This window comes from Massilia horti (genome assembly GCF_004614195.1).
Taxonomy (GTDB): domain Bacteria; phylum Pseudomonadota; class Gammaproteobacteria; order Burkholderiales; family Burkholderiaceae_D; genus Telluria; species Telluria horti.
Window position 1 is genome coordinate 1 of the sequence record NZ_SPUM01000020.1, and the last position, 24664, is coordinate 24664.

Below are 24664 nucleotides of genomic sequence, written 5' to 3' on the forward strand. Positions count from 1 at the left end.
AGCGCCAGTGGCGCTGTTCCCGCCAAGGGGGGCGCCGAGCCCGGGAACGACGTGCTATCTTTAGTCCCGTGAGCTGACTCGCGGCTGCTGTTTCAGGACGCTGCGTTTGCGAACCGCGTGCGCACGGGTGCGCACCCTACGCCATCTTCGCGGTCTGAGGCCATAATGAGGCATCGCTCTATTTCGACTGCCTCACCATGACAACCCCCGGCAAACAGAAAGCGTGCATGGTCCGCCCGTCACCGATCCACGGCAAAGGCGTGTTCGCGGCGCGCGCGATCGCGGCGGGCGAACGCATTATCGAATACCGCGGCGAACGCATCACGTGGGACGAGGCCACACGTCGCGCCGCGGAGCGCGGCGGCCCAATCAACCATACCTTCTACTTCAGCCTGAACGACGGGCGCGTGATCGATGGCGGCAGCCGCGGCAACGACGCGCGCTGGATCAACCATGCCTGCACGCCCAATTGCGAGGCGTACGAGGAGGACGGCCGGGTCTACATCCACGCGCTGCGCGACATCGAGGCGGGCGAGGAATTGAACTACAACTACGCGCTGATCTATGACGAGCGCCACACGCCTGCCTTGAAGCGCCTGTTCGCCTGCCGCTGCGGCACGCCGGGCTGCACCGGCACCATGCTCGCGCCCAAGCGCAGACAGAAAAAAGCCACTGCAGCCTGATTGCGCGGCAAGATAGCACGTCGTTCCCGGGCAGGCGGGAACAGCGCCACTGGCGCTTCACTGAACCGCCGGTCGCCGTGAGCCAGCAAGTCACCTCCCCCTGTTGACTTTGTTTCATGATCAGGCAAACTGTTCAACATTTGTCGACTCAGGAGGAAACGCATGAAGTGGGTTGCTCTTTCGCTGGCCGTCGCCCTGGCTGCCGCGCCAATGGTCCAGGCGCAGGAAGGCTTGAAGACCGACAACGCGAAGCAGGTTTCGATCGATGACGCCAAGCGGGTTGCCGACCAATGGCTGGCCAAGGCCGACGCCGGTGATGCGAACGCCACCTGGGATCAGTCGGCTTCCATGTTCCAGGCCGCGGTATCAAAGTCGCTCTGGGCCATCTCGTTGCCCGCGGCACGTGCATCACTCGGCAAGGTGATCGGGCGCCAGCTGCGCACGGCCACGTACACGCGTTCGCTCGCCGGGGCGCCCGATGGGGAGTATGTCGTGATCCAGTACGATACCAACGGCGAGAAGGGGCACGCCACCGAAACCGTCACCCCGATGCGCGAGAAGGACGGCAGCTGGAAGGTGTCGGGCTACTACGTCCTGCCTTGATTTTCTCCCGCTGACGCGTGTCATGGTTGAGGCAGCCGGCAGCCGCCACCATGCTCACGGGATCATTCCGCACTCGAACATCTTGTTGGCGATGGGCCCTGCGACCCTGTTGAGGAACTCGGTCCGCGCGGCAGGATCCTTGTGCAGTAGATTCACCAGCTTTTCTTTCTTCTGGGCCTCTTCGGGCGATGGCGGCTGCATTTTTTTGGCCATCAATTGCTCGCAGCTGGCGCCTTGATAATGGGCGATCACTTTATCCGCCACCTTGTCGATCATCCGATGATCGCCCTGGGCATTCGCAAAAGGTAACCCGACCGCCAGGATCAGCGCAGGAATCAACGCCAGTACGTAATACCGCTTGTTCATTTGAGCCTCCCCATGCCTGCCATGCCACCGGATTGTTCCGGATAGCGCGAGGGAGCGCAATTAGCCCAAGGCCCAATGGCAGGGTTCATCCCTGAGTAAGCTGTGGTGTCTTTCCAGTTTGCCGGGCAGCGACGTTGCGACGCGGACGGGATGGCTTGGGCTCAGGCGGCCGGGCATGTTGCAGGCGCTCCTCGAGCAGGGCCAGCACCGCCGCTTCCTCCGGCTGCAGCGCATGCAAGCCTTCGACCAGCTCGTTCCTGGTGCGCTCGCGCAGCACCTGCAAGACGGCGCCGTCCAGGTAGGATTCGATCACGGCGGGGTGCACATAGCATTTGCGGCAGATCGACGGCGTGTTGCCGAGCTTTTCGGCCACCGACTCGATCGCGCGCACGATGTTCTTCTTGGCCTGCGCCTGCGAGTCGAACCGTTCGAACTCCTGCAGCGCCAGCGCCGCCAGCACCGTGCCGGACCAGGTGCGAAAGTCCTTGGCCGTGTAGTCCTCGCCGGTCAGCGTGCGCAGGTTTTCGTTCACGTCATGCGAGCCGACGGCGCGGATGTGGCCATCGTCGTCGACGTACTCGAACAGGTCCTGCCCGGGCAGGTCGCGGCTGCGCTGGATGATGCGCGCCAGGCGCCGGTCGTGCACCTGGACCTGGTGCCAGACGCCGCTCTTGCCGCGAAAGCGGAATTCGACGTCGCTGCCATCGATCCGCACATGGCGGTTGCGCAGCGTGGTCAGGCCGAACGACTTGTTCTCCCGCGCGTACTCGTCATTGCCAATGCGCATCATCGTCGCTTCCAGCAGGTAGACGATGGTCGCCAGCACCTTCTCGCGCGGCAGGCCCGGCAGGCGCAGGGCGCGGTCGACTTCGCGCCGGATAGCGGGCAGCGCCTTGCCGAAGTTGATCATGCGCTCGTACTTGACTTCGTCGCGCACGTTGCGCCACTTCGGATGGTAGCGGTATTGTTTGCGGCCCCGGGCATCGCGCCCGGTCGCCTGCAAGTGGCCATTGGGAAGGGAGCAGATCCAGACATCGGTCCAGGCTGGCGGCACTGCAAGCGATTTGATGCGTGCGAGCGTATCTGCGTCAGCGACCAGGTCGCCGGCGGCATCGACGTAGCGGAACACCTCGCCCTGGCGTTCGCGCCGGATGCCGGGCTGATTGTCGTGCACGTAGCGCAGCCCAGCCGCCCTGGCCGCTGCCGGGGGATCGGCCAGGTTCAGCGCTTCATGGTCTTGACTCTTCATCGGGCTGCTTCCACAAGGGGTTCGTACCCGCCGGGGTCAGAGTCGAATTATCGGGAAACTTTGCAAATTGCCGATTAATTCGACTCTGACCCCACTTTCCAATAGGGGTCAGAGTCGAATTGTTGGGAAACATATGACAATTGCCGATTAATTCGACTCTGACCCCAATGCCGGCAGGTCCGTCCATCTTACGTCCGGCGTGCCGCGCGCACTGTTCGCGACGTCACGTAGCCGGCGCGGCGTTGCGCTCAGCGGTAACGCGCCTCGACCAGGTCGATCTGGCGCAGCAGCTTGCGCGCGGTGTCGTCCGAAATCTCGCCGCGCCGCGCGAGCTTGAGGATGGTATCGCGCTCGGCCTTGAGTGCGGTCAGGCGGAATTCCCGTTCCGTCTGGTCGGCGTAGCGCACCTTGGCCGGGTCCATGTGGGCCGCGCTGCCGCCCAGCCGGTGCTGGTACAGGCCCAGGACGTGCTCGGTCGCGCTGTTGACCAGTTCGGCCTCGTCGGCCGTTGCCATGCGCGCGTGGCTGGCCTTTTCGACCGCGGCAATCGCCGCCACCGCTGCATCGTGGCGCGCGCGTTCTTCTTCCGATTCGACCGAATGGTCCTCCGGCAGTTCGAGCCCGCGCAGCAGGCGCGGCAGCCCCACGCTGGCAAGCACCAGCGATACGATGATTACCGCCGAGGCCAGGAAGATCGCCAGGTGCCGGCCGGGGAAGGGGGCGCCGTCCGGCAGGGTCAAGGGAAGCGTCATGATGCCGGCCATGGTGATCGCGCCGCGCACGCCCGCCAGCGAGGTGGCGATCACCAGCCGGATGTTCGGCACGTACACCTGCTTGCCCTGCAGGCGCCGGTTCAGGATCGTCAGCCGCATCGACACCCAGACCCAGATAAAGCGCAGCAGCGCCAGCCCGAACGCGATCGCCAGCGCGACCCCGGCCAGCCACCACAGGTCGAGATGGCTGTCGGGGCTGGTGGCCTGCAGCGCGCCGCGCGCGATGTCGGGCAGTTGTTCGCCGAGCAGCACGAACATCATGCCATTGAGCGCGAACTGGGCCGTGTCCCACACCACCGCGCGCCGTACGCGGGTGGTGGCGTGCGCGCGCCCGGACAGTTCGACATAGCTCATCGTGATGCCCGCCGCGACGGCGGCCAGGATGCCCGACGCGTGCAGGCGCTCGGCCACCAGGTAGGCGCCGAAAGGGATGAGCAGGTTGACCAGGATCGGCGTCCCGGCTTCCTCGCCAAGCCGGCCCGTGAGCCAGCGCTGCCCGGCCGCGGCGGCGACCGTGATCACGATGCCCGACGCGACCCCGGCCAACGCCACCCAGACGAAAGTGAGCGAAGCGTCGGCGAGCGAAAAGTGCCCGGTCAGCGCGGCGGCCACCGCGAACCGGAAGCACACCAGGCCGGTGGCATCGTTGAGCAGGGCTTCGCCCTCGAGGATGTGCATCATGCGCCGCGGCGCCGGCACGCGCTGGGTGATCGCGGACACTGCCACCGGATCGGTCGGCGCCAGGATCGCAGCCAGCGCAAACGCGACCGCGATCGGCAGCGACGGGATCAGCCAGTGGATCAGGTAGCCGGCGCCGACCACGGTGAACACCACCAGGCCCAGCGCCAGTTCGAGGATGGTGTTCTTGTCGCGGAACAGGCCCACCTTCGGAATGCGCCAGCCGTCCAGGAACAGCAGGGGAGGGAGGAACAGCAGGAAGAAAATCTCGGGCTGGAGCGTCATGCCGTGCTCGAACACGCCTGCGATGAGCGCCCCCAGCGCGATCTGGGCCAGTGGCAGCGGGAGCGGAAACGGCAGCATGCGCACCAGGTAACCGCTGGCCACCACCGCCAGCAGCATCGCAAGCACGACTTCGACCGACTCCATTACGACTCCCTGGCAAAGTTAGGATGATAAGGCATTGCCGGGGCTGGCGCGTGACGGCTGTTGTAGGGTGCGCGGGGCCGCCGAGGACCTGTGCGCACGCGGACGTTAGCGCCGTGTTGGCGTTGACCGTGAGCCGAGCGAACCGCCAACTCAACTCAAACGTACCGCGTGCGCACAGGTCCTCGGCGGCCCCGCGCCCCCTACGAGGCTTCGAGCAATCGGAACGAGGCTATCCAGCCGGGCAATTGCTGCGCCGGCATCGGCCGCGCAATGAAGTACCCTTGCGCGACATCGCATCCGTGCTCGACCAGCCAGCGCATCTCGGCCTCGGTTTCCGCTCCCTCGGCGACCACGATCAGCCCCAGCGCATGGGCCAGCATGATCGTGGATTCGACAATCGCAGCGTTCCTCGGCGTTTTGTGAATGGCGGTGATAAAGCTGCGGTCGAGTTTCAACTCGTGTACAGGCAACATTTTCAGGTAGGCGAGCGATGCCTGGCCCACGCCATAATCGTCGATCGACAGCTTGATCCCCAGCGCGGCCAGGTCGGCCAGGTGCGCCAGCGCCACCGTCGGATCGGCCATGAGCGCGCTTTCCGTGATCTCCAGGCACAGCCGGCCGGGCGGCACCGCGTAGCGTTCCAGCAGTTCCCTGACTCGCACGCTCAGGCCTGGATCGAGCAGGTCCAGTGCGGACAGGTTGGCGGAGACGGTGATGTCGAGCCCGCTTTCGTGCCAGCTCGAAAGCTGCCGGACCACCGATTCCAGCAGCCAGGGCGTGATCTCGCGAATGAACCCGGTCTGCTCGGCGAACGGGATGAAGAGCGACGGCGCGATCATGCCGCGCTGCGGGTGGCGCCAGCGCAGCAGCGCTTCCGCTGCCACAATGCGCCCGGCTTGCAGCGCCTGCTTGGGCTGGTAGACCAGGTTAAAGTCCCCGTTCACCATCGCTTCGCGCATGTCGCCGATCAGCGAGAGTTGTTCGTGTGCCGGTTCGGTGCCGATCTCGCCCACAAACGCGATGCCGGCATGACGGCGCTTGGCCTCATCCATGGCCTGTTCCGCGCGGCGCAGCAGCGTGCTCGCGTCGGCGCCATCTTGTGGATAGAGCGCGATGCCGATGCACCCGCCGACATCAAGGCGCTGGCCATCGAGCGTGATCGGATCGCGCAGCGTGCAATGCACGGAGTTGGCAAACGATCTGGCCGCATCGCGGTCGGCATCCGGCAGCAGGAAGGCGAACTGGTCGCCCCACAGCCGGGCGAGCATGCCTGACTGTGGTACGAGATGACACAGCCGCTGGCCGATCGCGCGCAGCAGCCGATCGCCGACCGAATAGCCAAGCGCATTGTTAATCAGTGCGAAGCGGTCGAGATTGAGAATCGCCACCGCGCCCGCGCAATTGGCCGGCAGTTGTTCGAATGTCTCGAGAAACTTGGTGCGGTTGGGAAGGTCGGTCAGGTGATCGACGTATGCGAGCCGGATGATATGCTCTTCGCGGCTGGCGATGCCTTCGCGCATGTGCGCAAAACTCGTTGCCAGTTGGCCGATTTCATCGCCGCCCAGCCTGGGGAGCGGCTGTCCGTAATCGCCCATGGCAATCCGGCGTGCGGCAGCCGAGAGGTCGTTCAGCGGCCTGACGATTCTTCGTGCGAGCATGGTGCTGCCAATGGCAAAACCGATCGTCGCCACCGCGATCACCATCAGCAGCCTGGCCAAGAGCGTGTTGAGCGGAGCCTGCACCTGCGCCACCGGAAGCTGCAGCACTGCCTTGATGTCGCCGTCCAGGGGCAGGCGCGCGGTCTGGTACAGGGTAGCGTCCATCGGCTGCGAATCGCCACCCGCAAGCAGCGCCTGGGCGAAGTGCGAGCGTTGTGCCCCCTCGAACGAGCTTGCCAGCAGCGCAGGTTCGTTGTGGCCGGCGCGGACAATGTGCACGGCAAGCCCGGCCATCCCGGCAAAATCGCTGGCCCAGCGGTCGTCTACGCGGAACCCCATCGCCACCCAGGCGATGCGCCTGGGGGCCATGATGGGTACCAGCACGAGCTGATACAGCTGTCCATTGCGCATCTGCCGAAAGCCCGCGCTTTTGCCATCCGCCTCGGCGGCGTCGATCAAGTCCGGAAAGGGGAAGGGATCGCCCTGCGCGATTTCGCGCTGGGTGGAGGCTATCAAGCGGCCATCCGTGCTGGCCACCATCATCACTTGCGCATGGATGCGGCGCGCGTGGTTGCCGATCACCGAGCGCACGGTAGGCTGGTCTTGCGTGGCGATCGCTTCACGAAAGGCGAAATCGCCGGACAGCACGGTCGCTGCCGTTTCCAGCTGGCGCTGGTTCTGTTCGAGGAGCTGCTGGAACACCTTCGCGCCAAGCGCCAGTTCCCGCTTGGCTTCGCTGCTGACGATGCGCTCGCTGCTGGTGTGCACCAGCGCGAGGACCAGCCCCATGACGAGCACCAGCAAGCCGACAAAAGTGATGACGATGCGCCACCGAAGAGACGTCGATGCCATGACTAATAGTGGTCCGGATCCCCGTCCGTTCTTGGTTTGTGTTCGCGCGGCTTGACATCCAGCGCCAGTTTGAGACGGACAGGCGAGTTGCCCACCTCGATCTCGCTTGGCGCCTGCACGGCCTTCTGCAGCGGGTGCCACAGCTGCAACCGGTAGCGCCCGGCCGGCACATTGGCGATCACAGCCCGGCCGTCCGCTGTGGTTTTGGCGAAGTACGGCGTATCGACGACGAGAACATAGGCTTCCATCCAGTCATGAATGTTGCAGCCTATGACAACCTCGCCAGGCTTGTCGAAGACCACCGGCTGGCCGGGATTGCCCGCATACAGCTTGATCTCGAACTGTTTGCTCGGAGAGAAAGAGTAGACGTGGTGCTTGGTCGTATCGTTATTCGGAAAGTCGATTGCCGTGCCGGTCTGCACAATCGTCACGTAGGGGAGGAATTCCTTGCCGCGCTGCTCGATGGTCGCCGCTGGACGGTTTTTGGGTTGAAGCGGCGACAGTGGCATTAGTACCACGGCCGCGTCGGCGACCGGCAGGCGGCCGGGGTTCTGTACGAGCGCCTCGACGCTGGCGGCGCCGGCCTGGGCCGCCAGCCCGAACAACAACGCCAGGAACGTTGCCTGGCGGCGCCTCATTGATCGATCTGCAGGGCCGGTGCGATCTGCCAGAGTTCCGTGGTCAGCTCGCCTTCGCGATAGGTCAGCACATGCAAGACCTTCAGTGGCAGCGCACCGCCATATTCGGCTTTGGCTTGCAGTGACGTGCCACGGGGATTGGCAAAGGCGGATAGCTTGCCAACATTCGCGGGACGCGGCTTGCCGGCATTGGCGGCGATGAACTTCTCCCAGACTGCGCGGATGGCAGCCTTGCCGCGGTAACGCCCGTCGAGCGGGCCGCCGACCCATTCCATGTAGGCGTCGTCGGTGTAATCGCGCATCAGCGCATCCAGGTCGCCCGCCGCGACGGCGTTCAGGTGGGCTTGCGCCTTGGCTTCGTCCAGCGGTCCGGCGAAGGCGGGGTGGCCCAGGCAAAAGGACAACGCCGCCACCGCCAGGATCGAACCGTATTTCTTGAGAGCCCAGGTCATCGCACAGCCTCCTATCGTTCTTGTTTTAGAAGTGGAAACACTTTCGTCCGCATTGCGGGCGCGTCATTTTGGCCAGTATTCACCAATACCTATTGTTAATGATACACGGAAACACTGCGAATTATGCAGCCTAAATGGCACTATTTGTTGCCGGCAAGTATCGATCGCGCCACGGTCGCGCGGTGCGGCGCTTTGCCGCCGCACCGGCAACGCGTGTTATTGCTGCGCCGCCGCCACGCCGGACAGAATCTCCGACAGCCGCACCGTATTGACCGGCTTGACCAGGTATTGGTCGAAGCCGGCCGAAATCGCGGCCTCGCGATCCTGTTGGCGGCCGTAGCCGGTCATCGCGACCAGGGTCGCGTTGGCCGCATGCGGCGTGCGGCGCAGGCGCCGCGCCAGCTCGTTGCCGTCGAAGTCGGGCAGGCCGATGTCGAGCAGGCACACGTCCGGGCCGAACACCTTGGCCAGTTCGAACGCGTCGACCGCGCAGTACGCGATCTCGACCTGGTGGCCGGCCGCAGTCAGGAACAGCTGCAGCGTGTGGACGGCGTCCACGTTGTCGTCCACAACCAGCACGCGCAGCGGGCCGGCCGCGAGCGGCCCCGCTTCATTGCCGGGCAGGGCCGCCGGGGGGGAAACCTCGTGCAGGTAGCGCGGCAGGCGCACGGTGAAGGTGCTGCCCTTGCCCAGGCCGGCGCTGTAGGCGCTGACGCTGCCGCCATGCAGTTCGACCAGGCTTTTCGCCAGCGCCAGGCCCAGGCCCAGGCCGCCCTGCGAACGGTCGGGCGTGCGTTCGGCCTGCGTGAACAGCTCGAACACGAGCGACACCAGCCCCGCCTCCATGCCGATGCCGTCGTCGGTGATGGAGAGCACGTAGTCCGAGCCGTCCTCGACCAGCTTCAGTTCGATGCGGCCGCCCTCGGGCGTGTACTTGTTGGCGTTGTTGAGCAGGTTGGCGACCACCTGCACCAGGCGCTTGTGGTCGCCCTTCACGTGCGCCGGGTCAGGCGGCAGATCGAGCACGACCTTGTGGCGGCGGGTGGCGATCAGCGGCCGGATCTGCTCGGCCGCGTCGTCGATCACGCTCTTCAGGTCCAGCACTTGGGTCGACAGCGAGACCAGCCCGCGCGTGACGCGCGAGACGTCCAGCAGGTCGTCGACCAGGCTGGTCATGTGGTCGACCTGGCGCGCGATGATCGAGCAGGTCTGGATGATCTGCGCGTTGTCCGAATGAAGGAGCTTGAGCAGATGCGCGCCGGTGCTGATCGGCGCCAGGGGATTGCGCAGTTCGTGCGCCAGCATCGCCAGGAACTCGTCCTTGCGCTGGTCGGCCGCACGCAGTTCGCGCTCGGCCAGGCTGCGCGCCGCTTCCTTCTTTTGCAGCGTGGCGGCCATCTCGTCGAGCGCCTCGGCCAGCTTGCCGATCTCTTCGCGTCCGTACTCGATGCCGCTGCGCGCATCGAGGTTGCCGGCGGCGATGGCCCCGGCCGTGTCGCGCAGCTTGCGCACGCGCTGCACAATCAGGATGTCGCCCGCCAGCCAGGCCGCCAGCAGGGCCAGCGCCGTGGTCAGGCCAAGGCCGAGCAGCGACATCATCTGGTCGTGGCGCGCGGCAGCTATCACGGTCTCGGTCGGAATGCCGATCGTGACCGTGTAGTCGGTCAGCGCCGGCGGACCGACGCGGGTGAAGGCGTGCATGCGCTCGATGCCATCGTCGCCGCGGATCACCACCGCCCGCTGCCCGTGATGCGCCATCGCCTCCAGGGTGCTTGCGGAAAGCTTGGTGCCGAACCAGCGTTCCGGGTCGGGCCGGCGCGAGATGATCGTGCCGTGCGCGTCGACGGTGGCCAGCACGGAGCCCGGCGGCAGGCTGATATCGTTGATGAACGTGTCAAGGCCAGCCAGGTCCATCGCGGCGAACACCACCGCCGCCACCCGTCCGGAGCGGTCGATCACGGGGTAGGTCAGGTTGATGGTGTGCTTGCGGATCACGCGGCCGAACACGTAGTCGCCGGCGATGAAGCGGCGCTCCTCGATCGCGCGCCTGAAGTGGCTGCGGTCGCCCAGGTTCACCGGGTGCAGCATCGGCACCGCGCTGCAGGTCACGTCGCCGTTCAGCTGGATCAGGCCGAAGTTGACGTAGCCTTCGTTGCGGTCCAGGACGTCGGCCAGCAGGGCGTTGCACTTCGTGGTGTCGCCCATCAGGTCGGGCACGCTCGCCAGGTCGACCAGGATCTGGCGCGCGCCCTCGATCGACTGCGCCTCGTTGGCAGCGGCCAGGCCAGTCAGGCGGCGCAGGTTTTCCTCCGATGCCTGGATAGCCTGTTCGCGTTCGCGCACGCCATTAACGACGGTCATCACCGCGATCGGCGCGATCGCCAGTGCCACCAGCAGCATCAGCCGGCTGCGCAAAGAGTTTAGCCGGAAGCCGCGGAATCCCGATTTCATCGGTTTGCCACGCCTTTGTATGCGTTGCCGAACTCAATAATGCGGCGCACGCCATCCATCAGCGTGGCGACGTCGTCCGAGATGTAGCCGATGCGGATGAAGCCCGGCACGCCAAGCGCGTCGCCCGGCATCACCGCCACCTGGCTGGCGCCCAGCAGCTCTTCCGAGAAGTCGACCGAGTCCATGGTCAGCGCGCGGATGTCTCCCCACAGGTAGGGGCCCGATGCTGGACTGTGCATGATGATCCAGGGGACCTCGCTGAACGCCTGCACCACCAGGTCGCGCCGCATGCGGTAGTCGGCCATCATTTCGCCCGGGGTGCCGCAGGCGAAGGCCGCGACGGCGGCGAGCTGCGACATGTAGGGCGCGGCCGCGGTGATCGGGCCTTGCAGCGTCTGCATCGCGTTCACGATTTCCTTCGGCGCCAGCGCGAAGCCGACGCGCCAGCCCATCATGGCGTAGCTTTGCGAGGCCGAGAAGATGGTCACCACGCCGACCTTGCGCCAGTCGCACAGCGCGGCGAAGCTCACGTGTTCGCCTTCGAAGATCAGGTGTTCGTAGCTTTCGTCGACGATCACCTGCATGCCGGTGCGCTCGACCCAGGCCAGGATGTGCTCGAGCTCCTGGCGCGTGTACACCTTGCCGGTGGGGTTGTGCGGATTGTTGATGATCAGGACCTTGGCCGGTTCGATGGTGTCCAGGAAGGCCGGGGTGATCTCGTCAGGCAGGTCGACCAGGATCGGGGTCAGGCCCATCAACCGGGAGGTCGCCACATAAGCGGGCCAGTGGGGCTGGAACACGATCACCCGGTCGCCCGGGTCTGTCATTACATACAATGCCTCGTACAGCGCCTGCTTGGCGCCGTTGGTCACGATAATTTCGTCGGTGTCCGCGTCGATGTGGTTTTCAAGCCGCAGTTTGGCGCTCAGGTTTTCGCGCACTTTCAGCGCGCCGACCACGCTGGTGTAGGGCATGGTGCGCTGCTGGTCGATCGCGGTGGCGACCGCGTCGAGCACCGGCCCTGGCGCCGGGAAGTGAGAGATGGCAATCGAGAAGTCGATCACCGGCTCGCCCTGGTTGCGTAATGCTTCAACCCGCCCGTGCATGGCGGTGGTGGCGAGCGGTCGGGAAGAGGCGATCCTTGCTGAAATATTCATTATTGTTCAGAAAGTAAGTTATTGGAATCGATTGCCATCTGCCGTGGGCATGGGGCCTGCACGTTTCCTGATTGTACTAAATATTTACCGACGTGCCGCACGCGATTGGGACAACTGTTCCTGTGATTCGTTGACCCTTAAAATATTGATCCATGTAATATGAGTAAGTCTAGAACAGGGAGCGCCAATGAAAGTCGTTTGCGTGGGCGGAGGGCCGGCCGGCTTGTACTTCGCACTGCTGATGAAAAAACAGGATCCCGCGCACGAGATCACGGTAGTCGAGCGCAACCGGCCAGGCGACACCTTCGGCTGGGGCGTGGTGTTTTCCGACCAGACGCTGGGCAACCTGGCCGTCGCCGACGAGCCCAGCGCGCGCGCGATTCTGCGCTCCTTTAACCATTGGGACGACATCGAGGTCCATTTTAAGGGCCAGACCGTGCGCTCGGGCGGGCACGGCTTTTGCGGCATCGGCCGCAAGCGCCTGCTCGACATCCTGCACCGGCGCTGCGAGGAACTGGGCGTGCGGCTGGTGTTCGAGACCGAGGTGCAGGATGACGTGGCGCTCGCACGCCAGTACCAAGCCGACCTGGTGATCGCCGGCGACGGCATCCACAGCCGCATCCGCAGCCGCCATGCCGACACCTTCCAGCCTGATATCGACACCCGCCAATGCCGTTTCATCTGGCTGGGGACCAGGAAGAAGTTCGAGGCCTTCACGTTCGCATTCGAGGAGACGGAGCACGGCTGGTTCCAGGCGCACGCCTACCAGTACGACGGCGACACCTCGACCTTCATCGTCGAAACTCCGGACGAGGTCTGGCGCGCGGCCGGGCTCGATGCGATGGACCAGCAGCAGGCGGTGGCCTTTTGCGAAAAGCTGTTCGCGCGCTATCTCGACGGGCATGGTTTGATGACGAACGCGCCGCACCTCTCTGGCCCGGCAATGTGGATTCGCTTCCCGCGCATCATGTGCCGCGAGTGGGTCCACTGGAACACGATCGAAGGCCGCCAGGTACCGGTGGTCCTGATGGGCGACGCCGCCCACAGCGCCCACTTTTCGATCGGCTCGGGCACCAAGCTCGCGCTGGAGGACGCGATTGACCTGGCCCGTTCATTAAATCCGCGTCCCACGCACTTGGGGGAGGCGCTTGCGCAATACGTGCGCACCCGCTCCACCGAAGTGCTCAAGCTCCAAAGCGCCGCCCGCAATTCGATGGAATGGTTCGAGAACGTGCGGCGCTACACCGCCATGCAGGCGGAGCAATTTGCCTATTCGCTGCTCACGCGCAGCCAGCGGCTGTCGCACGAGAACCTGCGCGTGCGCGACCCGGCCTACGTGGAGCGGCTGGAAAACTGGCTTGCCGCGCGCGCTTTCGAATCCGCCGGTTTGCCGCTGCCGCAAACGCGCCGCAGCATTCCGCCGATGCTTACTCCGTTCAAGGTGCGCGGCACCGTGCTCAAGAACCGCATCGTGGTCTCGCCAATGGCCCAGTATTCGGCAGAGGACGGGCTGGTGGGCGACTTCCACCTGATGCACCTGGGTGCCCGGGCGATGGGTGGCGCCGCGCTGGTGATGGCGGAGATGACGTGCGTTTCGGCCGACGCGCGCATCACGCCCGGCTGCCCGGGCATGTACGCTCCCGAGCACACGGCGGCATGGACGCGTATCGTGCAGTTCGTGCATGCCAACAGCGACGCCAAGATCGGCATCCAGTTCGGGCACGCCGGCGCCAAGGGCTCGACGCGCCCCATGTGGGAAGGCACCGACCAGCCGCTGGACGACGGCAACTGGCCGCTGCTTTCCGCGTCGCCGCAGCAGTATCTGGAAGGCGTGTCGCAGCTCGCGCGCGAGGCCACGATTGATGACCTGGAGCGCATCAAGGCCGATTTCGTGCGCGCCACGCTTTGTTCCGCCGAGGCGGGGTTCGACTGGATCGAGCTGCATTGCGCGCACGGCTACCTGCTGTCGAGCTTTATCTCGCCGCTGACCAATCGCCGCCAGGACGCCTACGGCGGCTCGTTAGAGAACCGCTGCCGCTATCCGCTCGAAGTGTTCGCGGCGATGCGCGCCGCGTGGCCGGCGCACCTGCCGATGAGCGTGCGCATCTCGGCGCACGACTGGGTGGAGGGCGGCATCACGCCGGATGATGCGGTGCAGGTGGCGCGCCTGTTCAAGGAGATTGGTGCCGACATGATCGACTGCTCGTCCGGACAGGTGAGCAAGCAAGAGCGGCCAGTGTACGGCCGCATGTTCCAGACGCCGTTCGCGGACCGCATCCGCAACGAGGCCGGCATTGCGACCATTGCCGTGGGCTCGATTTACGAGGCGGACCATGCGAACGGCATCATCGCCTCCGGCCGTGCCGACCTGTGCGCGGTGGCACGGCCGCACCTGGCCAATCCTGCATGGACCCTGACCGAGGCCGCCAAGATCGGCTTTACCGAACTGCCATGGCCGCGCCAGTACCGCATGGCCAAGCTGCAGCTTGAACGCAACCTCGAACGCGAACGGCAAATCGCCGCGAGCAGCGGCCTGACGCCGCAGCAGATCGCGGCCCGCCTGCTCGAGGGCTGAGAAAACAAACCAAAGGAGCCAAGCATGCGATATCTCCCGGGCCAAGCGCAGCAGCTGCCGGGCAACCGGACCAGCGCCGCGCACTACCGCGCCCAGCACTTTTTGTTCGAGGTCCAGGACGGCGTCGCCACGCTGACACTGAACCGGCCCGAGCGCAAGAACCCGCTCACCTTCGACTCGTACGCCGAGCTGCGCGACCTGTTTCGCGCACTGGCCTATGCGGACGATGTGCATGCCGTGGTGCTGGCTGGCGCTGACGGCAATTTCTGTTCAGGCGGGGACGTACATGACATCATCGGCCCGCTGACCCAGCTCGACATGCCGGGACTGCTGGCGTTCACCCGCATGACGGGCGACCTCGTCAAGGCGATTCGCGCTTGCCCGCAGCCGATTGTGGCGAGCATCGACGGTGTCTGCGCTGGGGCGGGTGCGATGCTGGCGCTGGCGTCCGACATCCGGTTCGGCACCGCGCGCAGCAAGACCGCCTTCCTGTTCACCCGCGTTGGCCTGGCCGGCTGCGACATGGGCGCCTGTGCGCTGCTGCCGCGCGTGATCGGGCAGGGGCGCACCGCCGAGCTGCTCTATACCGGGCGCAGCATGTCGGGCGAGGAGGGCGAGCGCTGGGGCTTTTTCAATCGCCTGTGTGAACCTGAAAGCGTGTTGGCCGAGGCGCGGATTTTCGCTACCCAACTGGCGCAAGGCCCGACTTTTGCGCATGGGATGACCAAGAAGATGCTGCAGCAGGAATGGAACATGGGCGTGGACGAGGCGATCGAAGCGGAGGCGCAGGCGCAGGCCATCTGCATGGCGACCAACGACTTTCATCGCGCGTATCACGCGTTCGTGGCAAAGCAGAAGCCCCAATTCGAAGGCGACTAGGCGATGGCGGATTTCGACTATTTGAGCTGGCCCTTTTTTGAAGAGCGCCACGCCGCGCTGGCGCGCGAGCTCGATGCCTGGGCCAGCGCCAACCTGACGCATGAACACGGGCGCAACGTCGATGATGCATGCCGCGCGCTGGTCGCACAACTGGGCCAGGACGGTTGGCTGCGCCACGCCGTGGGCGGGGTCGACTATGGCGGCCAGGGAGAGACGATCGACACCCGGGCCATCTGCCTGATCCGCGAGACGCTGGCTTGCCATGATGGGCTGGCCGACTTTGCGTTTGCAATGCAGGGTCTTGGCAGCGGGGCGATCACGCTGTTCGGCAGCGAGGAGCAGAAACGCGCCTACCTGCCGCGTGTGGCGGCCGGCGACGCGATCGCGGCCTTTGCGCTGTCCGAGCCGGATGCGGGATCGGATGTGGCGGCGATGCAGTGCGCGGCCGTGCGCGACGGCGATGACTACCTCATCAACGGCGAAAAGACCTGGATCTCGAACGGCGGCATCGCCGACTTTTACGTGCTGTTCGCACGTACCGGCGAGGCGCCGGGCGCTCGCGGGATCTCGGCCTTCATCGTCGATGCCGGCACGCCCGGGTTCACGATCGCGGAGCGAATCGACGTGATCGCGCCACACCCGCTGGCGCGGCTGCGTTTCGAAGACTGCCGGATTCCGGCGTCGAACCGCATCGGCGAGGCGGGGCAGGGCTTCAAGGTGGCGATGGCCACGCTCGACGTGTTCCGCACCTCGGTCGCGGCGGCGGCGCTGGGCTTTGCGCGGCGCGCGCTGGACGAGGCGGTGGCGCGCGCGACCAACCGCAAGATGTTCGGCAAGACGCTGGCGGACTTCCAGCTCACGCAGGCCAAACTGGCCCAGATGGCGATGGGGATCGATGCGGCCGCCTTGCTGACTTATCGCGCCGCATGGCAGCGTGACCAGGGAAGGCGCGTGACCAAGGAGGCGGCGATGGCCAAGCTCTGCGCGACCGAAACCGCGCAGCAGGTGATCGACTCGGCGCTGCAGATGTTTGGCGGGCTGGGCGTGGTCAGCGGGCAGGCGGTCGAGGGCCTGTACCGGGAGATTCGCGCACTGCGCATCTACGAGGGCGCGAGCGAGGTGCAGCAACTGATCATCGCCCGCGAACTGCTGGGCGAGCGCGGCGTCAAGCCGCTGGCATGAACAACGAGAGAGGGCGACAGATGGAATTTTTGAATCCACCAGCGTGGCCGCGTCCGCGGGGCTATTCGAACGGCGTGGCGGCCAGAGGCCGGATCGTGTCCGTGAGCGGCATGGTCGGCTGGGACGCGTCGGGGCGCTTCGTGACCGATGATTTTGTGGGCCAGGCGCGTCAGGCGCTGGAGAACATCGTGGCCGTGCTGCGCGAGGGCGGCGCCGGGCCCGAGCACATCGTGCGCATGACATGGTACGTGCTCGACAAGCGCGAGTACCTCGATGCGGCGAGTAGCCTGGGCGCGGCCTATCGCGAAGTCATCGGCCGCCATTACCCGGCGATGAGCGCGGTGCAGGTGGCGGGGCTGATGGAGGACCAGGCGCGGGTCGAGATCGAGGCGACCGCGGTCATCCCGGAGTGAGCGCCGCGCCGCTACTGAATCTGTTAGGGTTGGATTGGCAGATCGAGGAGAGCGGCCATGGAAAACACACTCATCTACGTCTTTGACGATTGCGGCCTCGCCGAGCGGGTGCGCGAAGAGCTGATCGCCCTCGAGTTCCGGCACGAGCACGTGGTGCTGACGGTGGGCGACGACGAGGCCGGGCCGGTCGCGGGCAACTTCTCAGTGGGCAACGATCCGTCGGTGACGGGTGGCACGGACTACCAGGAGGCCTATGCCAACCCCAAGGAGCGGGGGACTTGCACGCTGACGATCACGCCGCTCGATGCGACCCAAAGTGAAACCGCGATCAGGCTGCTGGCGCACTACGGGATAATCGAACAGTCGCAGGAGCTTGGGGCGGAGAGGGCTGCCAGGATTGAGCAGGGGGCAGCAGCGGAGCGTGCTGAGCGTGAGCGGCGTACGTAGGGTGCGACAACAAGAGTTAGCCCCAACGATCGTCGTCCCCGCGCAGGCGGGGACCCATAGACTGCGTGAAATGACGCTCACCATGGGTCCCCGCCTGCGCGGGGACGACGATTTTGGTTTGCGTCCGCGTGCGCACAGGTGCGCACCCTACGATCCTTCGCGACCACCAGGATATCGTTCAACGCATACGAACGTCGCCCTGACTTAACTCCAGCTCAGATCCGTCTTGCTCAACGGTAGCTGTCGCACCCGTTTGCCAATCGCCGCAAAAATCGCGTTGCACACGGCCGGCGCCAGCGGCGGCAAGGCCGGTTCTCCCAAGCCCGTTACCGGGTAGTCGCTCTTGAGGAAGTGCACCTCGATCTTGGGCGGCGTGTCCGGCATGCGCAGCAGCTGGTATTCGTGGAAGTTGCTCTGCACCACGCGGCCCTTTTCGATGTCGAGCTCCGGATACATCAATGTCGACAGGCCATCGATCACCGACCCCTGCACCTGGTTTTCCGCGCCGGACAGGTTGACGATCTGCGCGCCAATATCGGTCACGACCACGACCCGGTCGACCTTCAACTTGCCGTCGCGCGACACCGTCACTTCGGCCACCTCCGCAATGTAGCCGCGGTGGCTGAAATGGAAGGCGATGCCCTGGCCCTGGCCGCGCGGGAACTTGCGCTTGCCCCAGCCGGACTTGTCGGCGACTTCGCGCAGCACTGCCTTCATGCGCGCGACGTTGTACGGCACGCCGCGTTCGCCTGTGCCTGATACCAGATCCTTGTCCCCCAGCAGCTCAAGGCGGAATGCGAGTGGATCGCGCCCGGCGGCGTGCGCCAGTTCGTCGATGAAACTGTGGAATACCCAGGCGAACACGTTGCTGCCCGGCGCGCGCCACGGTCCCATCGGGATGCTGCATTCGAGCGCGGTCTGTTCGAGCAGGCAGTTGGCGAGCCAGCGGCCGGGAAATTCGTCGCCGGACAGGCTGCCGCCGCTGCCCGGCTGCAGCACGGTGGTGCCGTCGCGCCCGATGCGGTTGGCGAAGGTCACGAAATGGTTGTGCCAGGCGACCAGCTTGCCGGCGCTGTCGACGCCGCCGCGCAGGAAGTGGAAGCCGCCGGCACGGAAGTGGTCGTGCTGCAAGTCGTCCTCGCGCGTCCAGGTCAGCTTGACCGGGGCCGTGACCTGTCGTGCAATCGCAACCGCTTCGACGATGAAGTCGGAGGACAGGCGGCGTCCGAAGCCGCCGCCGCTGCGCGTGATGTGGAGACTGATCTTTTCTTTGGGAATGCTGAAGGTCGACGCGACCAGGGCCTGGCCCGCGCCCGGGTTCTGGGTCGGCGCCCACAGCTCGACCGTCCCTTGCTCCGGCTTGACCCACGCGGTGCAGTTCTGCGGTTCCATGCTCGCGTGCGAGATGAACGGGTAGCTGTAGGCTGCCTCGACGGTCTTGGTGGCGCGGGCCAGCGCCGCGGTCACGTCGCCGTCGTTGCGCAGGGTGGTCGTGCCGGGCTTGCCAGCCGCAGCTTGCGCCTGTGCCGTGAAATCAGCCCAGCTGTGGCTGGCGCCGGGACCTTCGTCCCATTCGACCTTGAGCGCGCGCCGCGCGCGGAACGCGGCCCAGGTCGAGGTGGCGACGATCGCCACGCCCGGGCGCAGGCCGTTCAGGTTGGGCGTGCCGGGGACGATGAATGCGTCCTTTACGCCCGGCATTGCCTTGATCTCGGCCTCGTTGAACGAGACTGGCTTGCCGCCGAATACAGGACATTTTGCGTAGACGGCGTACAGCATGCCCGGCAATTGCACGTCGATGCCGAACAAAGGCTTGCCGGCGACGATCGCCGCATTGTCGACGCCGCCGATGCGCTTGCCCAGCAGTTTGAAGTTGGACGGGTCCTTGCGCACCACGTCCTTGGGGTCGGGCACCGCCAGCTTTGCCGCGCTGGCCGCAAGTTGGCCATAGCCGAGCTTGCGCTTGCCGTCGGGATGGACGACCGCACCGGCAGCGGTGGCGCACTGCGCCGCCGGCACGTTCCAGGTCTGGGCCGCAGCCGTGACCAGCATGGCGCGCGCCGTTGCGCCCAGGCGGCGGAATTCCTCGTAGTTGGTCGGCGTGGAGGTCGAGCCGCCTGCGCCCTGGCTGCCGTAGATCGGGTCCAGGTCGGCCTGGATCACGCGCACGTCTTGCCAGTCGACATCCAGTTCCTCGGCGAGCACCATCGGCAACGAGGTCTTGATGCCCTGGCCGATTTCGGGTTGCTTGGAAACGAGGGTGACGACGCCGTCGCTGCCGATGCGGATAAACGCGTTGGGAGCGAAGGCCGCGTCAGTGCTTGAAGCGGGCTTGGTGATGGCGGCCAGCGCATCGTTGGCATTGATGCCGAGCACCAGCGCGCCGGTGCCGATGGCGCTTTGGCGCAGGAAGTGGCGGCGGCCGGGGGAGGGGGGAGCGGCGCGCGTCATTTCTTGCCCTTTCCATTCGAGGCGATTTCGGCGGCGCGATGGATGCCGGCGCGAATCCGGGTGTAGGTCGCGCAACGGCACAGGTTGCCTGCCATCGCGTCGTCGATCTGCGCGTCGGTCGGGTGCGGATGCTCCTTGAGCAGCGCGCAGGCGGTCATGATTTGTCCGGCTTGGCAATAGCCGCACTGCGGCACGTCGAGTTCCTGCCATGCCTGTTGCAGCGGGTGCAGCGCGCGCGGGGCCAGTCCTTCGATGGTGGTGATCTTCTTGTTGCCGACGCTGGCGACCGGGGTGAGGCAGGAGCGCGCGGGGGCGCCGTCGATGTGTACGGTGCAAGCGCCGCAAGCGCCGACGCCGCAGCCGTACTTGGTGCCGACCAAGCCGAGCGTGTCGCGTAGCGCCCACAGCAGGGGCGTGTCGGATTCGACGTCGACGGATTGTTGTTTGCCGTTGATGTTCAGGGTGTATTTACTCATGGCTGGGTCTGCCTGACGATAACGCGCACATCGTAGGCGAAATCAGGCGGCGAGACCAACCATTTTTTTCAATTGAAATGGACAGCGGGAATGTGGTGAGCGTGAAGTGTGCGGTCGGGGCAGGTGGGGGACGCTTGTACCGCCGGCATGCACAGTCCGCGCCGCCTGCGCACAGATCTTCGCCGGCCGGGCGCCGCCTACGTTTGCTACGGCTACCGGCTTCGAAATTCGTAGGGTGCGCACCTGTGCGCACGCGGTCACGGCATGCTGACTTGCGGCTCCTGTGTCAATGGGTTCGTGAACAGTGGAAGGAAGCGGTGACGTTGAGTTGGGACCAGCGGGGTACGCATGTACCGCCGTTACGCACAGTCCGCAGCGCGTGCGCACAGGTGCGCACCCTACGGGGATATGGCCGGTTATCGCTGAACTCGACGAACGCCCACGTTTCAACGAACACGGAACCTGTTCGGATATGGCCGGTCGTGTTTGAACGCGTGGGCGTTCGGCCGGCCACTGGCCAGCCTCACCCTGCCCACCCTAACGGGCATTGCAAAGCGACGTGCCGCCCCGTAGGATGAATCACGCAAAACGCAGCGCAATTCACGGTTAGAGGCGCCAGCGGTGGCGCTTGGCCAACATTGCATCGCGTTTTGCGTTTCTTTATCGCATGTTTCGGCGAGGCATAGTCACGCCTTCGACATGCGGTTGATTCACGTTACGCTGAGCCGCCGGAGAAAGAAGTAGAACGGGGCGTAACGATGCAGCATCCGCAAGTCAGTAAGCGATTTGTCCGCTATATCCCTTCGGGGTAAGTTTCTGGCGGCTCGCCCGTGTGCCAGCCGCTGGTCGCGTCCAGCGGTTGCACGGCCGTGGTGCGGTCGATGTAGATCACGCCGTCGAACTGGCGTGGCATCTGGCAGTAGAAGTAGTGGCTCTGGCGCTCGGTGTGCGGCACGTAGATCACGCCAATCGCACGCTCGAGCCGCCGCTCCATCAGCGCGTCGCGCGCGGCGCTGTCGTTCCTGATCGGCAGGAAAAAGCGTGGCACGCCGACTTCGTGCAGCAGTTGCTCGTAGCTGCCCGGCAGGCCGGGGCGCACCCGCTTGCGTTCGGCCGGGCCGTCCCATTCCGATGCGGCCGTCACCCAGCCGTCGTAGGTGGAAAAGCCGATCAGCCGGGTGTCCTCTTCGCCGTAGGCCTTGCGCGTGAGTTCGCCCACGTTCCATTCGCCCAGCTTGCCCACTTCCGTGGCGCGGGCGTCGCCGATGTGCGAGTTGTGTTCCCACACCACGATCTTGGCCGGCTGGCCGTCGCGCGACAGGTGGCGGTTGAGCGCGTCGAGCGTCTCGGCCATGTGGCTGTCGCGCAGGTTCCATGACGAGACGCGGCCATGGAACATGGTGCGGTAGTATTGTTCGGCGTTCTTGACCAGGCGCGCGTTCTGCTGGGCGTAGAAGAAGGCATCCTCGGCGTTGATGCCGTCGGAGCGCATGTAGTCGAAGGCGCGTTCCTGCATGTGCCGCAGTTGTTCGATCACGCCTTGCTCGCACGATTCGGACAGGCCGATCGCGGCCGCGTAGCCGTAGTGCTGGCTGTCTTCGTTGAAGTGCTCGAAGCAGTTGTAGCGTTTGCGCGCTTCCTGCGCCGCGTTCGGATCGACCTTGTCGAGATAGTGCAGCACTTCGCCCATGGAGGTGAACAGGCTGTACAGGTCGAGCCCGTAGAAGCCGACCTTGGCGGCGGGGTGGGTGTCGTTGTGCTCGCGCAGCCAGCCGACGAACGCTTCCACCGAGGTGTTACGCCACATCCAGGCCGGGAAGCGTTCAAAGCCGGACAGCGCGGCCACCGCATCCGTGTCCTGCCCTTCGCCGCGCACGTACCGGTTGATCCGGTAGGCGTCCGGCCAGTCCGCCTCCACCGCCACCGCCGTGAATCCCTTCTCCTGGATCAGGCGAGCGGTGATGCGGGCGCGCTCCTGGTAGAACTCCTGGGTGCCGTGAGACGCCTCGCCCAGCAGGACGAAGCGGGCGTTGCCGACCAGGTCGAGCAGCGCGTCGTAGTCGTTTGCCGCCCCTGTCAGCGGCCGGGCCTCTTGCGCGAGTGCGGTAAGGCTTGGATGGGTGACCGTAACCATGATACCTCGATGCCTAAACGGTTAATGCAGGAAGCGCCCGGCCGCACGCTGCTGCTGGGCCGCTTCGGGCGGCGCGATGCCGCGTTCGATGAATGCCTTCATGCGCGCCAGGTCGTCGTCCATCTGGCGTTTCGGGTCGGTGCCCAGCAGCGTGGCCAGGCCGTGGCCGACGGCGCCGGCCGGTGGGGTGTACGACATGCGCACCGTGACCCGGGTGCCGCCCCGGTACGGTTCGAACTGGACCGAACCGGCGTTCGGGATTTCCGCGCCCGGTTCGCTGCGCCATGCCAGCCGGTGCGGGCGCGATTGTTCGGTCAGCACCGAGTCCCATTCGAACCGGCTGCCGGCCGGCCCCGTGACCACCCAGTGCGAGCGGCGGTGCCCCAGGTCGCGCACTTCGACCACATGCGACATGAAGCGCGGGAAGTTCTCGTAGTTGGACCAGATGTCATAGACCTCGTCGGGCGAGGCGTCGATGCGGATCGATTTGTCCAGGTCGATGGTCCGGCCCATGGTCCGCCCGCTCCACATGCTGCGCAGCGGCTGGTTGGACACGCCGCGCACCAGGAGCGCAATACCGGCCAGGCCAGCCGCCAGCGCGACCGGTGAGCGGCGCAACAGGCCGTACAGCCCGAGCAGGCCGCCGCCGACCACGGCTGAACCGCGTACCGCAGGGACCCAGGTGTCGCCCTGTCCGCTCATCGCGTGCCGCATGCGGCCGGCGGCCTGGCTCGCGGCCGCGCTCACCTGGTCCGCCGTGTCGGAGACTGTGTCGCTCACGGCGCGGGCCATGCCGGAAACCGACTCGCCCACCGTGCCCGCCACGCTGTCCGCTTTGCTTGACCCCACCATCTCGCGCGCGCTGCCGGCCATGCGGCTGGCCGCGTCGGACGCCTGGTCGGCCAGGTCGCCGGCGGTGCGCGAGACGCTGCTGCTCACGCGCTCCCAGGCGTCGGACATGGTAGCGCCGGCTTGCCTGCCCAGGTCCGTGATCTTGTCGCTGGCCTGGGCGCGCCGCGCGCTGCCGCGGTCAGGATCGAGCATGTACATCAGCAGGGCGCCCGCGGCGGCCCCGGCCAACCATTTGCCAAGCTCAAGTCCGGTGTCGCTCATCTGTTGTCGGTCCATGTTTTGTCCTTTCCTGTGGTTGGGTCGTGATGTCCGGCCGGCCCGCGCCCTGGTCGTGCCAGGCCTGCGCCAGCAAATCCTGTACTTCTTCGTCGCTCGTCTGGTCGAAGTGCTCGTACCATTGGCTCACGGCGCGGAAGAATGGCGGCGCCTCCAGGCACACCATGTCGTCGGCCTGGTCGCTCAGCCTGTCGATCGTGTCCGGCGGCGCCACCGGCACCGCGACCACGACCCTGGCTGCGCCGGCCTTGCGCGCCACCCTGATCGCCGCTTCCATCGTGGCGCCGGTGGCAATGCCGTCGTCGACCAGGAGCACGGTGCGGCCCTGCATGTGCACGTGCGGCCGGGCGTCGCGGTACAGCCGTTCGCGGCGCGTGATCTCGGCCTGCTCGCGCGCGGTGATGGCGTCCACCTGTTCCTGCGTCACGCCCATCAGCCCGGGCACGCCCGGCTGCAGCACGCGCACGCCGCCGCTGCCGATCGCGCCGATCGCGTATTCCTCGTGGAAGGGCATGCCGAGTTTGCGCACGATGAGCAGGTCGAGTTCGGCCCCGAGCGCGTGCGCGACCGTGTAGGCCACCGGCACGCCGCCGCGCGGCAGGGCCAGTACCAGCACGTCGTCCCGGTGTGCGTAGGCGGCAAGGCGCTGGGCGAGCAGCTTGCCGGCTTCGATCCGGTCCCTGAAGCGTTGGCCTTGAATCATCTGCTTGGCTCCGAAAAATGGATAACCTGACTTAGACCGGTGCCCGCAATCCCTGGTTGCATGCGGCAGGCGCGCGAGCGCGGTCCTGACCGTATGGCCCGGCGTTGTTATTGGTTGGTCAGCCGGCGTGCCAGCGACAGGGTGCCTGTGCAATCAGGGTTTACGTAGTCGCGGCCGCTTCGCGCGAACTTTCGTGCCGTGATCCCAGAATACACACGTTCTCGCCATTACGACGCTCGTTTGCCGGGTGGAATTGGGATGGAATTGGCGGTTGTAGGGTGCGCACC

19 protein-coding genes and 1 pseudogene are annotated in these 24664 nt (G+C 65.8%); 7 read left to right on the forward strand and 13 right to left on the reverse strand.

All coding sequences use genetic code 11. From position 1 onward, the window contains the following. Positions 1-227: 227 nt before the first annotated feature. Together E4O92_RS02965 and E4O92_RS02970 are read left to right on the forward strand one after the other, a co-directional pair. Positions 228-683, forward strand: coding sequence for an SET domain-containing protein (locus tag E4O92_RS02965; protein ID WP_229482985.1), 456 nt, complete (start codon positions 228-230; stop codon positions 681-683). A gap of 162 nt (positions 684-845) precedes the next feature. Further along, positions 846-1286, forward strand: a complete 441-nt coding sequence (locus E4O92_RS02970; protein WP_135188266.1) for a DUF4019 domain-containing protein — start codon at positions 846-848, stop codon at positions 1284-1286. Between the two features lie 54 nt (positions 1287-1340). Here the strand turns inward: E4O92_RS02970 and E4O92_RS02975 are convergent, their stop codons facing one another. The 8 genes from E4O92_RS02975 to E4O92_RS03010 all read right to left on the reverse strand — a co-directional run bounded on the left by E4O92_RS02975 (position 1341) and on the right by E4O92_RS03010 (position 11989). Then, positions 1341-1652 carry a hypothetical protein gene (locus E4O92_RS02975; RefSeq protein ID WP_135188267.1) on the reverse strand — a complete coding sequence of 104 codons (312 nt, stop codon included), beginning with the start codon at positions 1650-1652 and terminating at the stop codon, positions 1341-1343. An 85-nt stretch (positions 1653-1737) separates the two neighbouring features. Then, the gene (locus E4O92_RS02980; RefSeq protein WP_135188268.1) at positions 1738-2901 is read right to left on the reverse strand and encodes a DNA topoisomerase IB; all 1164 of its coding nucleotides are present in this window, start codon (positions 2899-2901) and stop codon (positions 1738-1740) included. A 248-nt stretch (positions 2902-3149) separates the two neighbouring features. Next, positions 3150-4781 carry a Na+/H+ antiporter gene (locus E4O92_RS02985; protein WP_135188269.1) on the reverse strand — a complete coding sequence of 544 codons (1632 nt, stop codon included), beginning with the start codon at positions 4779-4781 and terminating at the stop codon, positions 3150-3152. 200 nt (positions 4782-4981) lie between these two features. Further along, positions 4982-7291 carry a putative bifunctional diguanylate cyclase/phosphodiesterase gene (locus E4O92_RS02990; protein WP_135188270.1) on the reverse strand — a complete coding sequence of 770 codons (2310 nt, stop codon included), beginning with the start codon at positions 7289-7291 and terminating at the stop codon, positions 4982-4984. A 2-nt stretch (positions 7292-7293) separates the two neighbouring features. Continuing rightward, positions 7294-7929 carry a methylamine utilization protein gene (locus tag E4O92_RS02995; RefSeq protein WP_135188271.1) on the reverse strand — a complete coding sequence of 212 codons (636 nt, stop codon included), beginning with the start codon at positions 7927-7929 and terminating at the stop codon, positions 7294-7296. Beyond that, a complete protein-coding gene (locus E4O92_RS03000; protein ID WP_135188272.1) occupies positions 7926-8381 on the reverse strand; it encodes a nuclear transport factor 2 family protein in 456 nt (151 codons plus the stop codon). Before E4O92_RS03000 ends, E4O92_RS02995 begins: the two co-directional genes overlap by 4 nt. A gap of 216 nt (positions 8382-8597) precedes the next feature. Further along, positions 8598-10832: a hybrid sensor histidine kinase/response regulator gene (locus tag E4O92_RS03005; protein WP_135188273.1), complete on the reverse strand. Its 2235-nt coding sequence runs from the start codon at positions 10830-10832 to the stop codon at positions 8598-8600. Next, entirely contained in the window at positions 10829-11989 is a 1161-nt protein-coding gene (locus tag E4O92_RS03010; protein ID WP_135188274.1) for a pyridoxal phosphate-dependent aminotransferase, read from the reverse strand. Before E4O92_RS03010 ends, E4O92_RS03005 begins: the two co-directional genes overlap by 4 nt. Positions 11990-12176: 187 nt before the next feature. Between E4O92_RS03010 and E4O92_RS03015 the strand changes: the two genes are divergently transcribed. The 5 genes from E4O92_RS03015 to E4O92_RS03035 are packed head-to-tail and all read left to right on the forward strand — an operon-like array spanning position 12177 to position 17485. Further along, complete coding sequence (locus E4O92_RS03015) at positions 12177-14564, forward strand: bifunctional salicylyl-CoA 5-hydroxylase/oxidoreductase (protein ID WP_135188275.1); 2388 nt, start codon at positions 12177-12179, stop codon at positions 14562-14564. A gap of 24 nt (positions 14565-14588) precedes the next feature. Further along, the gene (locus E4O92_RS03020) at positions 14589-15443 is read left to right on the forward strand and encodes an enoyl-CoA hydratase family protein (protein ID WP_135188276.1); all 855 of its coding nucleotides are present in this window, start codon (positions 14589-14591) and stop codon (positions 15441-15443) included. A gap of 3 nt (positions 15444-15446) precedes the next feature. After that, entirely contained in the window at positions 15447-16625 is a 1179-nt protein-coding gene (locus E4O92_RS03025; protein ID WP_135188277.1) for an acyl-CoA dehydrogenase family protein, read from the forward strand. 20 nt (positions 16626-16645) lie between these two features. Then, the gene (locus E4O92_RS03030; RefSeq protein ID WP_135188278.1) at positions 16646-17038 is read left to right on the forward strand and encodes a RidA family protein; all 393 of its coding nucleotides are present in this window, start codon (positions 16646-16648) and stop codon (positions 17036-17038) included. A gap of 57 nt (positions 17039-17095) precedes the next feature. After that, a complete protein-coding gene (locus tag E4O92_RS03035) occupies positions 17096-17485 on the forward strand; it encodes a hypothetical protein (RefSeq protein WP_135188279.1) in 390 nt (129 codons plus the stop codon). 204 nt (positions 17486-17689) lie between these two features. Here E4O92_RS03035 and E4O92_RS03040 read toward each other — a convergent pair whose 3' ends face one another. From E4O92_RS03040 to E4O92_RS03060, 5 genes and pseudogenes are all read right to left on the reverse strand, one after another. Next, positions 17690-19936, reverse strand: a complete 2247-nt coding sequence (locus E4O92_RS03040) for a xanthine dehydrogenase family protein molybdopterin-binding subunit (RefSeq protein ID WP_135188280.1) — start codon at positions 19934-19936, stop codon at positions 17690-17692. Beyond that, positions 19933-20445, reverse strand: a pseudogene (locus E4O92_RS03045) ((2Fe-2S)-binding protein); the annotation flags it as partial. The gene E4O92_RS03040 and the pseudogene E4O92_RS03045, both read right to left, overlap by 4 nt. A 760-nt stretch (positions 20446-21205) precedes the next feature. Then, the gene (locus E4O92_RS03050) at positions 21206-22546 is read right to left on the reverse strand and encodes an erythromycin esterase family protein (protein ID WP_135188282.1); all 1341 of its coding nucleotides are present in this window, start codon (positions 22544-22546) and stop codon (positions 21206-21208) included. Positions 22547-22567: 21 nt separating this feature from the next. Then, positions 22568-23674, reverse strand: a complete 1107-nt coding sequence (locus E4O92_RS03055; RefSeq protein ID WP_135188283.1) for an SRPBCC family protein — start codon at positions 23672-23674, stop codon at positions 22568-22570. Beyond that, entirely contained in the window at positions 23640-24377 is a 738-nt protein-coding gene (locus E4O92_RS03060; protein ID WP_135188284.1) for a phosphoribosyltransferase, read from the reverse strand. The genes E4O92_RS03055 and E4O92_RS03060 overlap by 35 nt, the downstream gene beginning before the upstream one ends. Positions 24378-24664: the final 287 nt, after the last annotated feature.

Excerpts from the sequence above, each read along its gene's own strand:
- E4O92_RS02965 (WP_229482985.1), top strand. The coding sequence starts at position 228 with ATGGTCCGCCCGTCACCGATCCACGGCAAAGGCGTGTTCGCGGCGCGC.
- E4O92_RS02970 (WP_135188266.1), top strand. The coding sequence starts at position 846 with ATGAAGTGGGTTGCTCTTTCGCTGGCCGTCGCCCTGGCTGCCGCGCCA.
- E4O92_RS02975 (WP_135188267.1), bottom strand. The coding sequence starts at position 1,652 with ATGAACAAGCGGTATTACGTACTGGCGTTGATTCCTGCGCTGATCCTG.
- E4O92_RS02980 (WP_135188268.1), bottom strand. The coding sequence starts at position 2,901 with ATGAAGAGTCAAGACCATGAAGCGCTGAACCTGGCCGATCCCCCGGCA.
- E4O92_RS02985 (WP_135188269.1), bottom strand. The coding sequence starts at position 4,781 with ATGGAGTCGGTCGAAGTCGTGCTTGCGATGCTGCTGGCGGTGGTGGCC.
- E4O92_RS02990 (WP_135188270.1), bottom strand. The coding sequence starts at position 7,291 with ATGGCATCGACGTCTCTTCGGTGGCGCATCGTCATCACTTTTGTCGGC.
- E4O92_RS02995 (WP_135188271.1), bottom strand. The coding sequence starts at position 7,929 with ATGAGGCGCCGCCAGGCAACGTTCCTGGCGTTGTTGTTCGGGCTGGCG.
- E4O92_RS03000 (WP_135188272.1), bottom strand. The coding sequence starts at position 8,381 with ATGACCTGGGCTCTCAAGAAATACGGTTCGATCCTGGCGGTGGCGGCG.
- E4O92_RS03005 (WP_135188273.1), bottom strand. The coding sequence starts at position 10,832 with ATGAAATCGGGATTCCGCGGCTTCCGGCTAAACTCTTTGCGCAGCCGG.
- E4O92_RS03010 (WP_135188274.1), bottom strand. The coding sequence starts at position 11,989 with ATGAATATTTCAGCAAGGATCGCCTCTTCCCGACCGCTCGCCACCACC.
- E4O92_RS03015 (WP_135188275.1), top strand. The coding sequence starts at position 12,177 with ATGAAAGTCGTTTGCGTGGGCGGAGGGCCGGCCGGCTTGTACTTCGCA.
- E4O92_RS03020 (WP_135188276.1), top strand. The coding sequence starts at position 14,589 with ATGCGATATCTCCCGGGCCAAGCGCAGCAGCTGCCGGGCAACCGGACC.
- E4O92_RS03025 (WP_135188277.1), top strand. The coding sequence starts at position 15,447 with ATGGCGGATTTCGACTATTTGAGCTGGCCCTTTTTTGAAGAGCGCCAC.
- E4O92_RS03030 (WP_135188278.1), top strand. The coding sequence starts at position 16,646 with ATGGAATTTTTGAATCCACCAGCGTGGCCGCGTCCGCGGGGCTATTCG.
- E4O92_RS03035 (WP_135188279.1), top strand. The coding sequence starts at position 17,096 with ATGGAAAACACACTCATCTACGTCTTTGACGATTGCGGCCTCGCCGAG.
- E4O92_RS03040 (WP_135188280.1), bottom strand. The coding sequence starts at position 19,936 with ATGACGCGCGCCGCTCCCCCCTCCCCCGGCCGCCGCCACTTCCTGCGC.
- E4O92_RS03050 (WP_135188282.1), bottom strand. The coding sequence starts at position 22,546 with ATGGTTACGGTCACCCATCCAAGCCTTACCGCACTCGCGCAAGAGGCC.
- E4O92_RS03055 (WP_135188283.1), bottom strand. The coding sequence starts at position 23,674 with ATGGACCGACAACAGATGAGCGACACCGGACTTGAGCTTGGCAAATGG.
- E4O92_RS03060 (WP_135188284.1), bottom strand. The coding sequence starts at position 24,377 with ATGATTCAAGGCCAACGCTTCAGGGACCGGATCGAAGCCGGCAAGCTG.